This is a genomic window from Pseudomonas sp. DE0010 (genome assembly GCF_007680745.1).
GTDB lineage: Bacteria > Pseudomonadota > Gammaproteobacteria > Pseudomonadales > Pseudomonadaceae > Aquipseudomonas > Aquipseudomonas parafulva_B.
This window is the reverse complement of record NZ_VEJQ01000004.1, coordinates 67879-81888: the sequence shown is the minus strand read 5'-3', so window position 1 is coordinate 81888 and position 14010 is coordinate 67879. Positions and strand designations below refer to the sequence as shown.

Below are 14010 nucleotides of genomic sequence, written 5' to 3'. Positions count from 1 at the left end.
CTCCCGCAGATCATCGAGCGGGAGTCTTTCAGCTTACCGGTTCGGCAACGCCATCACGGCTTCATCACTGAAAAAACGGCAACGCCAAATACACCTTGATCACCACCACATTGATCAAGTCAATGAAGAACGCCCCCACCATCGGCACCACCAGAAATGCCACATGCGAAGGCCCGAACCGCTGGGTTACCGCCTGCATGTTCGCGATTGCGGTAGGCGTTGCACCCAGCCCGAAGCCGCAATGGCCGGCGGACAGGACAGCCGCGTCGTAGGTGCGGCCCATGACCCGGAAGGTGATGAAGATGGCAAACAGCGCCATCAGCAGGGTCTGCGCCGCCAGCAGCACGAAGAACGGCAGTGCCAGTGCAGCCAGGTCCCACAGTTTCAACGACATCAACGCAATGGCCAGAAACAACGACAGGCTCACATTGCCCAGTACCGACACTTCCCGCTCGAACACCTGATAAAAGCCGAAGGCTGACAGGCCATTGCGCAGCAGTACGCCCACGAACAATACGCAGACGAAGTTTGGCAACTCGAAGGCAGTGCCTTTGAGCAGCTCATTCAATACAGTGCCGGTCAACAGGCTCACTGCAATCAAAGCAAGCGTCTCGATCACGGAAAACGAGGTGATCAGGCGTTCTTTCTCCGGTTGCTCGAAGCCTGAGGGCAACTGGGGCGTGTTGTTAGCCAAGCCAGGGGTCGCGACCCGTTTGATCAGTAGGCGGGCCACGGGACCGCCAATCAAGCCGCCCAATACCAGCCCGAACGTGGCGGAGGCCAATGCCAGCTCCGAGGCCGAGGCCAGGCCGAACTTTTCAGTGAAGGTGGCGCCCCACGCAGCACCGGTGCCATGGCCTCCCGACAGGGTGATCGAGCCGGCCAGCAGGCCCATCAGCGGGTCCAACCCCAGCGCCGTGGCCAGACCGATGCCCAGGGCGTTCTGCACCACCAGCAGGCCGGTCACCACCGCCAGGAACACGACCACCGCACGCCCACCTTTTTTCAGGCTGGCAAAATCGGCGTTCAGGCCGATGGTGGCGAAGAATGCCAGCATCAAAGGTGTCTGCAGGGAGGTGTCGAAGTGAACTTGCACATCGAAGGTGCGCAGCACCAGCAGGGCAATCGCGACCACCAGGCCGCCGGCGACCGGTTCAGGGATGTTGTAGGCACGCAGAAAACTTATGCGTGCGACCAGACCGCGACCTAGCAGCAGCACCAGGGAAGCGGCCACCAGCGTGCCGTAAAAATCGAGTTCGAACATCAGGTACTCTCGTTGAATCCATAACGGACCGCTGACCGCTCTGGGGCGGTCTGGCGGGGTGACAGGCAGGATTGCACTGGGGCCATTCTACGAGGCGTGAGGAAAGACGTATCCGGGGAACGCCTAGGAAAAGTCTGCTAAAACAGAGGGAATTGTCGTCAACCTCAGGTTTTTCCAGGAATTCCGTATTTGCGCAGGCGTTGGGCAATGGCGGTATGTGAGGTCTGCAGCCGGGCCGCCAGCAACCGGGTCGAGGGGTAGCTGGTATACAGCCGTTGCAACAGTTCACGCTCGAAATCACCCACGGCCTGTTCCAGGCTGGCCACGTCGCCCTCATGGGTGCGACTGACAGACGTGCCAGCGATGTCCAAATCGCCGATGTCCACCAGGTTGCTTTCGCAGATAGCGGCGGCGCGAAAGATCACGTTCTGCAATTGCCGCACATTGCCCGGCCATGGGTTAGCCAGCATGGCGCTGTGGGTGGCGGGGGTGAGCCTGCAGGCAGGCCGCTGGATCTGCGTGCAGGCCTGCTGCATGAAGAAGTGCGCAAGCATCAGGATGTCCTGGCCGCGGTCACGCAGGGGGGGAACCTGCAGGTTCAGCACGTTGAGGCGGTAGAACAGGTCCTCGCGGAACGTGCCCTCGGCCACCATCTGCTCCAGGTTACGGTGGGTCGCGCTGATGATACGCACGTTGACCTTCACTTCCCGGTCGCCCCCCACGCGGCGGAAACTGCCGTCACTGAGAAAACGCAGCAGCTTGGCTTGCAGGTAGGGGGACATCTCGCCGATCTCATCGAGAAACACCGTGCCCTGGTTGGCTAGCTCCATCAGCCCTGGCTTGCCGCCGCGCTGAGCGCCAGTGAAGGCGCCTGGTGCATAACCGAACAGTTCGCTCTCGGCCAGGCTTTCAGGCAAGGCGGCGCAGTTCAGGGCCAGAAAGGGGGCCGCGTGACGGCTGCTGATCGCGTGGCAGGCGCGGGCCACCAGTTCCTTGCCGGTGCCGGTCTCGCCATGCACCAGCAGCGGTGCATCCAGGGTGGCCACACGCAGGGCCCGAGCTTTCAGGGTACGGATGGCGGGTGATTCGCCCAGCAGGGCGTCAAAACCCTCGGCATGGTCATGGCGCAGGGCCGATAGCCGCTCACCCAATCGCGTGGGCGGGTAAAGTGTCAGCAGGCCGCCGGTGTGGGTGATTGGCATGGCGTCGAGCAGCAGGCTCTGGCCATTAAGCTGCATTTCGCGCATGGGCAGGTGAAAGTTGCTGTCGAGCAACGCTTGCAGCAGGCCCGGGTCGCCAAACAACTCGCCTACGCAGCGCCCGGCCGACTCCCGACCACACAGCGCCACCAGCGCAGGGTTGGCCAGCAACACCTTGCCGGCCCTGTCCACCGCCAGCACCGGGTCGCTCATGGCGGCCAGCAGTGCATCGAGCTGCAGGTGACGACGTTGCCCCGGCAGGATGTCGACCACCTCCACAGCCTTCACACCCTGTACGTCGAACAAGGCGTCATGCAGCTCTTCCAGCACGGCGGGGCTGAGGGTCGGTGCGTCGATGTAGACGTTCGGCGGCACCATCTCCACGGCATCGAGGTTGAGGTTGCGCGCACCGAGCAGCGCCAAGACTTCCTGAGTGATGCCGACGCGGTCGATGAAGCTGACATGGATACGCATGGGGCGATACGAAGTGGCCGGGTAGGGCGCTAGTATGCCTCAAGCGGATCCTGCTCGTGACGGGTCGCGTCCTACTCCAGATGCTCAGGCTTGATGGGGTCACCGGACTTCACGTCCAGCTTGGCGCGGATGTCCTCGAACATCCAGTCGTAGATCCTGTGGGGTGAAGCCAGGCTTTCGAATTTCTTCGGTGGGGCCAGGTAAGCCTGGGCGCGGCGACTCAGTTGCATCAGAAAACTGGGCAGCACCTGATCCTTGGGCAGAAAGAAAGCCTCGTCGACAGGCTTGCCCTCGATACTGCCCTTCATGCGGAACTGAATGCCCCTGCCTTCACGAGGGTCGGTAAAGGCCTCGTAGTCCACCTTGAGGTCATAGCTGTGGTCACTGCTGTTGAGCGCGGTGCGCTCGATGTGGACGTGACCGGGTTCATATTTGGCCATGGGCTCTCCTGTATGAGATTGAGCGGGCACATGGCCCGCCGACGGTATTCAACGGTAGCTGATCCCAAGGGCAGCGGTCGAAACCCGCGTGCCGGCGGTACCGCTCACGATGCGCTCGATATTGGCCAGCGAGCTGATCACCGCCACCTTGCCCGTGTGCCGGGCAAAGTCGCAGGCCGCTTGCACCTTGGGCCCCATCGAACCTGCCGCGAAACCTAGCGTGTCCAGCTCGTCAGGGTGGGCCTGGGCGATGGCGCGTTGGGTCGGCTTGCCAAAATCGATGTACGCCGCCTCCACATCGGTGGCAATGATCAGCAGGTCGGCCTCGAGCTGTTCGGCCAGCAGTGCCGAGCACAGGTCCTTGTCGATCACCGCCTCGATACCCTTGAGTTTACGGTGTTCATCGTAGAGGGTCGGGATGCCGCCGCCGCCGGCACAGATCACGATGCTGCCCTTTTCGAGCAGCCATTTGATAGGGCGGATTTCGAAGATGCGTTTGGGCTTGGGGCTTGCCACCACCCGGCGGTATTTGTCCCCGTCAGGCTTGACCACCCAGCCCTTTTCAGCAGCCAGGCGCTGGGCTTCATCCTTGCTGTAGACCGGGCCGATGAACTTGCTCGGGTCCTTGAACGCAGGGTCCTCGGCGTCCACTTCGACCTGGGTCAGCAGGGTGGCGAACGGCACGCTGACGTCCAGCAGGTTGCCCAGTTCCTGCTCGATCATGTAGCCGATCATGCCCTCGGTTTCGGCGCCCAACACGTCCAGCGGATAGGCCTCGTCGGGCTTGTACGACAGCCCTTGCAAGGCCAGCAGGCCCACTTGCGGCCCATTGCCATGGGCGATTACCAGCTCGTTACCAGGGTGGATCTTGGCAATCTGCTCGGCAGCGGTACGAATGTTGGCGCGCTGGTTTTGCGCGGTCATGGGCTCGCCACGGCGCAGCAGGGCATTGCCGCCTAGTGCAACAACGATACGCATGGAGAATGTCCTTTATCGAAAGTCGTGAGCGGCTGCAGGACGGCTATTGCGGCCCGCTAACAGCCGCAATGCCACGGCAGGCGGCGATCTACAGATCGGCCAGTGTCGACACCAGGATCGCCTTGATCGTGTGCATGCGGTTTTCCGCTTGCTCGAACGCAATGCAGGCCGGGGACTCGAACACGTCATCGGTCACTTCGATGCCGTTAGTGAGTTCCGGGTACTGCTCGGCGATCTGCTTGCCCACCTTGGTCTCGCAGTTGTGAAACGCCGGCAGGCAGTGCATGAACTTGGTCCTGGGGTTGCCGCTGGCCTTCATCAGCTCGGCGTTGACCTGGTAGGGCTTGAGCAGCTTGATGCGTTCGCCCCAGGCTTCGATGGGTTCGCCCATCGATACCCACACGTCGGTATGAATGAAGTCCACGCCCTTGACGGCCGCCTTGGCATCTTCGGTGAGGGTGATGCGGGCACCGCTTTGCTCGGCGTACTGCTTGCAGCGTTGCACCAGGTCATCGTGGGGCCAGAGGTCCTTGGGCGCAGCGATGCGCACGTCCATGCCCAGCTTGGCGCCGATCAACAGCAGCGAGTTGCCCATGTTGTTGCGCGCATCGCCCAGGTAGGCGTAGCTGATGTCATGCAGCGGCTTGTCGCTGTGTTCGCGCATGGTCAACACGTCGGCAATCATCTGGGTAGGGTGGTATTCATCCGTCAGGCCATTGAATACTGGCACGCCGGCATACTTGGCCAGTTCTTCGACGATTTCCTGCTTGAAGCCGCGGTATTCGATGGCGTCGTACATGCGCCCGAGCACGCGAGCGGTGTCCTTCATGCTTTCCTTGTGGCCGATCTGCGAGGAGTTCGGGTCGATGTAGGTGACGTTGGCGCCTTGGTCGTAAGCGGCCACTTCGAAAGCACAACGGGTACGCGTGGAGGTTTTTTCAAAGATCAGCGCAATGTTGTTGCCCTTGAGGTGCTGCTGTTCGGTGCCGGTGTACTTGGCCCGCTTGAGGTCGCGGGACAGGTCCAGCAGGTAACGCAGCTCACGGGTGCTGTGGTGTTCCAGGCTGAGCAGGTTGCGGTTGTGGATGTTGAACGCCATGACTTTTCTCCTGGGTGTGGTGAACGCCGGGCCGCTACCGAGTAGGGGCGGCCTGGTTGATGGACGTCAGTAATCGATGGGGTCGCGAACGATAGGGCAGGTCATGCAGTGGCCACCGCCGCGGCCGCGGCCCAGTTCGCCAGCACTGATGGTGATCACTTCTACCCCGGCCTTGCGCAGCAAGGTATTGGTGTAGGTGTTGCGGTCGTAACCAATGACCACGCCTGGCTCCAGCGCCACCACGTTGTTGCCGTCATCCCATTGCTCGCGTTCGGCGGCAAAGCTGTTGCCGCCGGTTTCGACTACCCGAAGACGCACACCCAGCTGTTCGCCCACAACCTCGATGAACGACTTGTGCTCGCGGCGCACGTCCATGCCATAGGGCCGGCTTTCGTCGGGCTGGATGATGAACGGTACGATCTCGCTGACCACCTCGGGGAAGACCGTGACCAGGTCGCGGTCGCAGAAGCTGAACACGGTGTCCAGGTGCATGGCGGCGCGGGACTTGGGCAAGCCGGCGACGATGACCTTGTGCACGGCGCCCTTGGCGAACAGGCTCTGTGCCAACTGGCCGATGGCCTGGCGAGAGGTGCGCTCGCCCATGCCGATCAGCACGATGCCGTTGCCGATGGGCATGACATCACCGCCTTCGAGGGTGGACTGACCATGGTCCTTGTCCGGGTCCCCGTACCAGACCTGGAAGTCGGCGCCTGTGAACTGCGGGTGGAACGTGTAGATGGCGGTGGTGAGCAGCGTTTCCTGGCGCCGTGCCGGCCAATACATGGGGTTGAGCGTGACGCCGCCGTAGATCCAGCAGGTGGTGTCGCGGGTGAATTGGGTATTGGGCAACGGTGGCAGGATGAAACTGGAATGGCCCAGGTAGTCGTTGTACATCTTGACCACTTCGGCGCCTTCGCTTTGCGGCAGATCCTGGCCAGCCACACCGCCAATCAAAAATTCAGCCAGGTGACGCGGCTCCATGCCCTCGAGCCAACTGCGCACCTCATTGGTCAGGCCTACCCCGACGGTGTCGGGGGTGATCTTGCGGTCCAGTATCCATTTGAGCGCTTCGGGTTGCTGCACGATGTCGGTCAGCAGGTTGTGCATTTCCAGCACATCGACACCCCGCTCGCGCATCTTGGTGACGAAGTCGAAGTGGTCACGCTTGGCCTGATCCACCCAGATCACATCGTCAAACAACAGCTCGTCGCAGTTGGTCGGGGTCAGGCGCTTGTGCGCAAGGCCCGGCGCGCACACCATGACCTTGCGCAGCTTGCCGGCTTCGGAATGCACACCGTATTTCTGTTTTTCAGCGGACATGGTTTCAATCCTCCATTGAGTCGAAGAGGGATCACAGCGTCAGGAAGCCGTCGTACAGGCCGAAGGCTGCCACCAGGGCACCGACGACCACGGCTGTGAAAATCAGTTTTTCCACGGGGGTGAAGACGGGTTGGCCCACTTCACGCTTGGCCTTTGCAAACAGGATGGCGCCAGGGGCATACAGCAGCGCCGAGAGCAGCAGGTATTTCACTCCGCCGGCATACAGCAGCCAGATGGCATAGAGCAGGGCGACGCTGCCGATGAAGAGGTCCTTGCGGCGTTCGGCCAGCGCCTGTTGGTAGGTTTCACCGCGCACCGCCAGCAACACGGCGTAGGCCGCCGACCACAGGTAGGGCACCAGGATCATCGAAGTGGCCAGGTAGATCAGCGACAGGTAGGTACTGTTGGAGAACAGCGTGATCACCAGGAAGATCTGCACCATGGCGTTGGTCAGCCACAAGGCGTTGGCAGGCACCAGGTTGGCGTTCTCGCGGCGCAGGAAGGCCGGCATGGTGTGGTCCTTGGCAGCGGCGAACATGATCTCGGCGCACAACAGCACCCAGGACAGCAGCGCACCGAGCAGCGAGATGATCAGGCCGACGCTGATCAGCACGGCGCCCCAGTGGCCGACCACGTGCTCGAGCACGGCCGCCATCGAGGGGTTCTGCAACCCTGCCAGTTCAGGCTGGGTCATGATGCCCAGCGACAGCACATTGACCAGCACCAGGAACAACAGCACGGTGATGAAGCCGATGACGGTGGCCTTGCCCACATCGGAGCGTTTCTCCGCACGGGATGAGAAGATGCTCGCGCCTTCGATGCCGATGAACACCCACACCGTCACCAGCATCATGTTGCGCACCTGATTCATCACGCCACCCAGTTCAGGTGTGCCGGTGCCCCATATATCGGCGGTGAAGATGTCCAACCGGAAGGCGAACAGGCAGATCAGCGCGAACAGCACCAACGGCACCACCTTGGCCACCGTGGTAACCAGGTTGATGAACGCCGCTTCACGGATGCCTCGCAGCACCAGAAAATGCACTGCCCACAGCAGGATCGAGGCGCCGATGATCGCGGCCGGCGTGTTGCCCTCGCCAAACACTGGGAAGAAGTAGCCCAGGGTACTGAACAACAGCACGAAATAGCCGACGTTCCCCAGCCAGGCACTGATCCAGTAGCCCCAGGCCGAAGAAAAGCCCATGTAATCGCCGAAACCGGCCTTGGCATACGCATAGACCCCGCCGTCCAGGTCAGGCTTGCGGTTGGCCAGCGTCTGGAATACGAAGGCCAGGGTCAGCATGCCCACGGCGGTGATAGCCCAGCCAATCAACACTGCGCCTACGCCGGCGCTGGCGGCCATGTTCTGCGGAAGGGAAAAGATGCCGCCACCGATCATCGAGCCGACGACCAGCGCAACTAACGCACCGAGTTTTAGTTTTGCGGGAGAATCAGACATTTAACAACTCCTGCCAGGAGGAAGTTGGCCCCAGATTAAATCTGATGCCGTGGCCATACGCTGATATGGATCAGTGCATTGCAAGGTAAGGCCGTTGAATTACCTTGCCGAACTCCTGGAGATTGCCGACTGCCATGGTTGCAGGCCTTGTACGCTGGCACCTCCATGTCTTGCTACGCTTCATCCCTCTAGCCTGCGAAGGTTGAAACTAGTCGCTTCTGGGCAGAGCGCAAATTTTTTACCGGTATTTATGCTTTTATCGAAATAGTGTGAACCGGTTGGCACTCTGGAGTTCTTAACAACCGCACGCTTAGACGTTAATGGCTTAGTGGCTAAATGAAAGTACGGCTGTAATTGAGGTCAGCCTCTATTAATAAACAGCGTCTTGTTACAACTGCACGACTGTCAGGAAATATTTGGAGACCTATGGGCGAACAAGGACAGAAACTACGTCTAGGGGCATTGGTGGCGCTGGTCGTGGGTTCGATGATCGGTGGCGGCATTTTTTCCTTGCCCCAGAACATGGCGGCCCGTGCCCAGGCCGGGGCGGTGTTGATTGGCTGGGGGATCACTGCCGTGGGCATGCTCGCCCTGGCCTTCGTCTTCCAGACGCTGGCCAACCGCAAGCCCGAACTGGATTCAGGCGTGTATGCCTACGCCAAGGCTGGGTTCGGCGACTACATGGGGTTCTCCTCGGCGTGGGGCTACTGGATCAGTGCCTGGCTGGGGAACGTCGGCTATTTCGTGCTGTTGTTCAGCACCCTTGGGTTCTATTTCCCGGTGTTCGGTGAAGGCAATACCCCAGTGGCCATCGGGTGTGCCTCGGTGTTGCTTTGGGCGGTGCATTTTCTGGTATTACGCGGAATTCGCGAGGCGGCGTTCATCAACCTGGTCACCACGGTGGCCAAAGTGGTGCCCCTGGTGCTGTTCGTCGTCATCGCGGCCTGCGCTTTTCGCCTGGATATCTTCACCCAGGACATCTGGGGGCTGGGCAATCCGGCGTTCGGCAGCGTGCTCGAGCAAGTGCGCAACATGATGCTGGTAACGGTGTTCGTCTTCATCGGTATCGAAGGCGCCAGTGTGTACTCAGGCAGGGCTCGACGGCGGGCCGACGTGGGCAGGGCCACGGTCATCGGCTTTGTGGGTGTGCTGGCACTGCTGGTACTGGTCAACGTCCTCTCCCTAGGGGTCATGACGCAACCGGAGCTGGCCGGCTTGCAGAACCCTTCGCTGGCGGCGGTCCTGGCCCACATCGTCGGCCCTTGGGGCGCGTTGCTGATCAGCCTGGGGCTGGCGGTGTCGTTGCTGGGGGCGTTACTGTCGTGGGCGCTGCTGTGTGCCGAGATTATCTATGCCACGGCGCGCGACCAGACCATGCCCCGTTTCCTTGCCCAGGAGAACGCCAACCAGGTACCTGCCAATGCACTGTGGCTGACCAACGGCATGATCCAGGGTTTTTTACTGATCACGCTGGTGTCCGCCGGTACCTATACCAGCCTGATCTACCTGGCCTCGTCCATGATCCTGGCGCCGTACCTGTGGTCCGCCGCGTACGCCATGTGGCTGGCCGTGCGGGGGGAGACTTACGAAGGCCAAACGGCCCAGCGGCGCAAGGACCTGCTCGTGGCCGCGCTCGCGGTGGTGTACGCCGTCTGGCTGCTGTATGCCGGTGGCCTGAAGTACCTGCTGCTCTCGGCGCTGTTGTACGCACCGGGGGTGATCCTGTTTGCCCGGGCCAAACATGAACAAGGGCTTAAGCTTTTCACGCTGACAGAGAAACTGATCTTCGCCGCCGTGCTATCGGGTGCGGTGCTGGCCGGCTATGCGCTCTGGTCAGGGCTGCTGAGCCTGTGAGCCGGCTGTGAACGGCCGTTCCGGTCGCGACCAGATCCACAGGTTGCCCAGGCTCATACCGGCAATGGCCAGGAATACCGGCCAGTGATGCTCAAGAAACACCAGCATCAAAACCGCGCAGAGCAACATGCTGACCGTCGCACTGACCTTGGCCCGCCGCTGGATCACCTTGCCGTTGCGCCAGTTGTACAGAATAGGGCCGAACAACCGGTGGCTTTCCAGCCAGGCGGACAGGCGAGGCGAGCTTCGCGTGGCCGCCCACGCCGACAACAGGATGAATTCGGTGGTCGGCAAGCCCGGAATGACAATGGCGACCAAGCCTACCCCCAGGCTTGCGTAAGCCAGGATCGCATACAGCAGACGGGCAATTTTGGAGCGGGCAGGTTGGGTCATGGGCTCACTGCTAGAACGAACGGCCCCGGTCAGAGGGCCTTTGAAAGTGTTTCAAGCCTGCTCGGCATTCATGGCATAGGCCTGTTTGAGCAAGACGGTGAAGCGCTCGAACGCTGCGACGGCGCCGTGTTCGGCAGCCGCCTCTTCTTCAGCTGACAGTATCAGGCCATCGAGTGTTCGCGTGAACTGCTTCCAGCCTTCGGCGCGCCCACCGGCGGGCTCGCCCAGGTGACGGGCGCCGAAGGTCTCCGACAAGCCCAGCGCCGCGGCCCGCTTGATCAGAAACGCGGCGCCCAGTTTGGAGCCTTCGGACACGAAGATCCAGCCTAATGCCTCTGCCATGCTTGGGCGTTGCACTGCCCCCGGTAGCTCGGCAGGCGCCTGCATGTCCAGGTCCGCCAGGTCCTGGCGGGCCTGATGGGCTCGACAGCGCTCGGCAAGGTCGGGTAGGAGGGCGATCAATTGCGGGTCGTTGTAAAGCGGCTGTAGTTCGGCCTGGAACAGGTACTGGGCAACCACGAAGCGGGCAAAACTTTCGCGGCTATCGAATGGCGCATGGGATTTGACCAGGGCGTCGAGTGCGGCATGGGGCGCCTGGGTCACCAGGTTCAGGCGTTGGGTACGCGAAGAAGTGCGGTTGTTCATGATGCAGTCCTTGGAAAGCGAGTGTTTCAATACAAGACGAATCAACAGGGGCGGGGGCGTAAAAAGCCCCGCAGGAGCAGGCGTGGGTGCTGGAGGCCAAGCCGGGTGCACAGCGGCCCGGCCAGCCCCAGCTGCGCCAGCCCCTCAGATATCCCACACCACGTTGATGGCGAAGTTACGGCCCGGCATGCTCAGGCGGTCGATGTTGGCCGGCTGGGTCACCGCGGCCTCCCCTTGGCCGTCGTAGCTGCGCACCGAGTCCCACTGCCAGTATTTCTTGTCGGTGAGGTTGTACAGGCCGGCGTTCACAGTGATGTCATCGGTGACGTTGTAGAAGCCGGTCAGGTCCAGTACGCCATAGCCGGGCGTGCGGAACTTCGACGCCGAGCCATCGGGCGAATAGAAGGTGCTGTCGTCGACCCGCGTCTTGCGCTTGACCAGCGTCCAGCTCAGCAGCCCACCCATGTCGCCCTGCGTGTAGCCCAGGCCCACGACGCCCTTGAGCGGGTTGACGGTGTTGAGCGGCTGGCCGCTGTCGTCGTTGCGGCCGTAGGTGTACGCCAGGGAGCCTTGTGCATACAGCCCCTCTGGCGCGCCAAACCGGTCGAGTTCCAGCTGGCCTTTTACCTCGGCACCTTTGATGGTCGCGCGCTTGATGTTGTTGGCCTGGAATGTCTGCTCGAGGTTGGCGCTCTGCACGGCGTCTTCGTCAATGAAGTCGCGGTACTTGTTGTAGTAGACCGCCACATCGAAGCTGCCCGTGTCGAAACGGCCGCGCAGGCCGGTTTCCAGGCCCTTGCTGCGCTCAGGCTGCAGGCCAGGGTTACCCTCCACGCGGTAGCCTTGCTCCAGGTTCACGAACTTGCCGTACATGGACTTGGCCGTGGGCGTGCGGAAGCCCTGGGCGTATTGCGCGTATCCGGTGTAGTGGTCGTTGAAGGCATAGGTCACCCCCAGCTTGGGCGACACGCGGTGCCACTTCTTATCCGAATCATCCTGGAAAGCCGGGGCCGTACCGCTGGCGTCAAGCCCGCGCAGGAAGGCGTCGGTGAAGTGAGGCGCCATGCGTGTGTAGTCGTAGCGCGCACCTGGCAGGAACGTCCAGTTGCCCCAGCGAACCTCGTCCTGAACGAACAAACTGTAGGTATTGACGGTCGGGTCCGGGAAGTCGCTGACCAGCGCCTGGCCGTCGCGCGGGCTGTCCTGGCCGATACCCCGGCAAGTGCCGCCGATGCTCACGCACGTGCCCGTACCGCTGCGCGCCCCGGTGACGTCCTGGTGCTTGAGGGTGGTGCCATAGGTCAGCGAGTGATCGGTCTGGCCTAGGCTGAAGGCCTTCTCCAGCTGGGCATCGAAGATCCACTGGCGATCCTTGTAGGTGGTCTGGCGGTCGCGCAGTACCTGACGCCCCGAAGCGACGTACAGCTCGTCGGTGCGCTGATCGGTCTTGGCGATCTGGTAGTTCAGGCTCCACTTGACCTCGTCCGCGAAAAGGCTGTCCAGGCCGAAACGGTGGTTCAGGCCGAAGCGCTCGCGGGTGATGGTGTCGTTGCCCTGGCGCATGCGGTACGAATTCATGGCACCAAAACCCGGAATGAACGGCCCGCCTACGGCGCTGAGCAGGTTCTGGTCGCGGTCGTCCTTGAAGCGTTCGTAGGTCACGCCCAGCCGGGCGTCATCGGCGTAGTCCCAGCCCAGCTTGGCCAGCACGTTGGTGGTGCGCGCATCCACCGGGTTGGCGCGGGTGCGTGCAAGGCCCACGCCGCCGTGATCGGCGTGGCTCTGGGTTTCGTGACCGTTGCGCTGGCTCAGGTGCAGCAGGCCGTCCAGGCTGCCCTCACGACCAGCTACGGTGGCGGACGTCAGCCAACTGTCATCGGCTGAGCTGTAGCCGGTTTTCAGTCGTGCGCCAGCGTCTCGGCCGGGCTTGATGATGTCTTCAGGATCAAGGGTGAAATAGCTCACCGCACCGCCGATGGCATTGCTGCCGTAGAGCACCGAAGCTGGGCCGCGCAGGATTTCCACACGCTTGATGATTTCCGGGTCGACGTAATTGCGTTGCGTCTGGGCGTAGGGCCCGTAGAAGAAGCTGTCCGGGATGGCCACACCGTCAATTTGGGTGAGTATCCGTTCGCCGTCGATGCCGCGAATGTTATAGCCGTTCAGGCCGCTACGCTGCCCGGTCCCCGCCACCGAGACGCCCGGCTCGTAGCGCACCAAGTCCTGGAGGGTGTTGACGTTCTGCCGGTCCAGTTGTTCTCGGGTCTGCACGCTGACCGTGCTGGGGACCTGGCTTACGTCCTGGGCACTGCGGGTAGCGCTGACGGTCACCTGTTGCAGGGCTATGGCCCCGCGGCCTGACTGGCGTTCGAGCACCACGTTGCCGCGGCTGATGGTGCGCGGGACCAGGCCAGTACCCTGTAGCAGGCGTTTGAGTGCCTGCTCCGGGGGCAGTGAACCTTGTATGCCGGGGGAGGCGACCCCTTCGGCCAGGCGGGCGTCGAAGCCCACCTGCCAGCCCGTGACCTGGCTAAAGGCATTGATGGCCGATACCAGCGGCTGTTGGGCGATGCCGAAGTGGTAAGCGCCCACGCGCGAGGTGCTCACCGACGCTGGCTCGGCCGCCAGCGTGGGGAGGGAGTAGGCGCCTGTGGTGAGCAAGGCGAGTGATAACAGGGACAGTTGCCCCTTCAGGCGGGGACGTAGGGTCGAACGGGTAGGACTGGTGGGCATCGAAAGCGCTCCCTGACGCGCGAACTGTTCATAGGGTGTGCGTTCTTGATTGAACAAGAATCAATTGCATTGGCTATGACGAGACGGACAGGGCGGTGCTATCGCGTAAAAATAAATTGCAGGCGCCCAGCAGGGCGTGTGGCGCGCAACCA

11 protein-coding genes are annotated in these 14010 nt (G+C 62.0%); 1 reads left to right on the top strand and 10 read right to left on the bottom strand.

Annotated elements, in window-relative coordinates; all coding sequences use genetic code 11:
- Positions 1–64 precede the first annotated feature (64 nt).
- The 7 genes from gltS to arcD (FS767_RS04465) all read right to left on the bottom strand — a co-directional run bounded on the left by gltS (position 65) and on the right by arcD (FS767_RS04465) (position 8233).
- Positions 65–1264, bottom strand: coding sequence for a sodium/glutamate symporter (gene gltS / locus FS767_RS04495; RefSeq protein ID WP_144964380.1), 1200 nt, complete (start codon positions 1262–1264; stop codon positions 65–67).
- A gap of 164 nt (positions 1265–1428) precedes the next feature.
- Positions 1429–2937: a sigma-54-dependent transcriptional regulator gene (locus FS767_RS04490; protein ID WP_058604434.1), complete on the bottom strand. Its 1509-nt coding sequence runs from the start codon at positions 2935–2937 to the stop codon at positions 1429–1431.
- A gap of 71 nt (positions 2938–3008) precedes the next feature.
- Positions 3009–3377 carry a DUF5064 family protein gene (locus FS767_RS04485; protein WP_144964379.1) on the bottom strand — a complete coding sequence of 123 codons (369 nt, stop codon included), beginning with the start codon at positions 3375–3377 and terminating at the stop codon, positions 3009–3011.
- Positions 3378–3425: 48 nt separating this feature from the next.
- Positions 3426–4355 carry a carbamate kinase gene (gene arcC / locus FS767_RS04480; RefSeq protein WP_144964378.1) on the bottom strand — a complete coding sequence of 310 codons (930 nt, stop codon included), beginning with the start codon at positions 4353–4355 and terminating at the stop codon, positions 3426–3428.
- 88 nt (positions 4356–4443) lie between these two features.
- Complete coding sequence (locus tag FS767_RS04475; protein WP_144964377.1) at positions 4444–5454, bottom strand: ornithine carbamoyltransferase; 1011 nt, start codon at positions 5452–5454, stop codon at positions 4444–4446.
- 66 nt (positions 5455–5520) lie between these two features.
- A complete protein-coding gene (gene arcA, locus FS767_RS04470; RefSeq protein ID WP_058604438.1) occupies positions 5521–6774 on the bottom strand; it encodes an arginine deiminase in 1254 nt (417 codons plus the stop codon).
- A gap of 31 nt (positions 6775–6805) precedes the next feature.
- The gene (gene arcD, locus FS767_RS04465) at positions 6806–8233 is read right to left on the bottom strand and encodes an arginine-ornithine antiporter (protein ID WP_144964376.1); all 1428 of its coding nucleotides are present in this window, start codon (positions 8231–8233) and stop codon (positions 6806–6808) included.
- Between the two features lie 426 nt (positions 8234–8659).
- On the opposite strand from arcD (FS767_RS04465), the gene arcD (FS767_RS04460) reads away from it, so the two are divergent.
- Positions 8660–10087, top strand: a complete 1428-nt coding sequence (arcD, locus tag FS767_RS04460) for an arginine-ornithine antiporter (RefSeq protein ID WP_144964374.1) — start codon at positions 8660–8662, stop codon at positions 10085–10087.
- Here arcD (FS767_RS04460) and FS767_RS04455 read toward each other — a convergent pair.
- From FS767_RS04455 to FS767_RS04445, 3 genes are all read right to left on the bottom strand, one after another.
- Positions 10067–10480: a YbaN family protein gene (locus FS767_RS04455; protein ID WP_058604441.1), complete on the bottom strand. Its 414-nt coding sequence runs from the start codon at positions 10478–10480 to the stop codon at positions 10067–10069. The genes arcD (FS767_RS04460) and FS767_RS04455 overlap by 21 nt on opposite strands.
- A gap of 51 nt (positions 10481–10531) precedes the next feature.
- Positions 10532–11125, bottom strand: coding sequence for a biliverdin-producing heme oxygenase (locus FS767_RS04450; protein ID WP_144964372.1), 594 nt, complete (start codon positions 11123–11125; stop codon positions 10532–10534).
- Positions 11126–11269: 144 nt separating this feature from the next.
- Positions 11270–13858 carry a TonB-dependent receptor gene (locus tag FS767_RS04445; RefSeq protein WP_144964370.1) on the bottom strand — a complete coding sequence of 863 codons (2589 nt, stop codon included), beginning with the start codon at positions 13856–13858 and terminating at the stop codon, positions 11270–11272.
- Positions 13859–14010: the final 152 nt, after the last annotated feature.

Excerpts from the sequence above, each read along its gene's own strand:
- gltS (WP_144964380.1), bottom strand. The coding sequence starts at position 1,264 with ATGTTCGAACTCGATTTTTACGGCACGCTGGTGGCCGCTTCCCTGGTG.
- FS767_RS04490 (WP_058604434.1), bottom strand. The coding sequence starts at position 2,937 with ATGCGTATCCATGTCAGCTTCATCGACCGCGTCGGCATCACTCAGGAA.
- FS767_RS04485 (WP_144964379.1), bottom strand. The coding sequence starts at position 3,377 with ATGGCCAAATATGAACCCGGTCACGTCCACATCGAGCGCACCGCGCTC.
- arcC (WP_144964378.1), bottom strand. The coding sequence starts at position 4,355 with ATGCGTATCGTTGTTGCACTAGGCGGCAATGCCCTGCTGCGCCGTGGC.
- FS767_RS04475 (WP_144964377.1), bottom strand. The coding sequence starts at position 5,454 with ATGGCGTTCAACATCCACAACCGCAACCTGCTCAGCCTGGAACACCAC.
- arcA (WP_058604438.1), bottom strand. The coding sequence starts at position 6,774 with ATGTCCGCTGAAAAACAGAAATACGGTGTGCATTCCGAAGCCGGCAAG.
- arcD (WP_144964376.1), bottom strand. The coding sequence starts at position 8,233 with ATGTCTGATTCTCCCGCAAAACTAAAACTCGGTGCGTTAGTTGCGCTG.
- arcD (WP_144964374.1), top strand. The coding sequence starts at position 8,660 with ATGGGCGAACAAGGACAGAAACTACGTCTAGGGGCATTGGTGGCGCTG.
- FS767_RS04455 (WP_058604441.1), bottom strand. The coding sequence starts at position 10,480 with ATGACCCAACCTGCCCGCTCCAAAATTGCCCGTCTGCTGTATGCGATC.
- FS767_RS04450 (WP_144964372.1), bottom strand. The coding sequence starts at position 11,125 with ATGAACAACCGCACTTCTTCGCGTACCCAACGCCTGAACCTGGTGACC.
- FS767_RS04445 (WP_144964370.1), bottom strand. The coding sequence starts at position 13,858 with ATGCCCACCAGTCCTACCCGTTCGACCCTACGTCCCCGCCTGAAGGGG.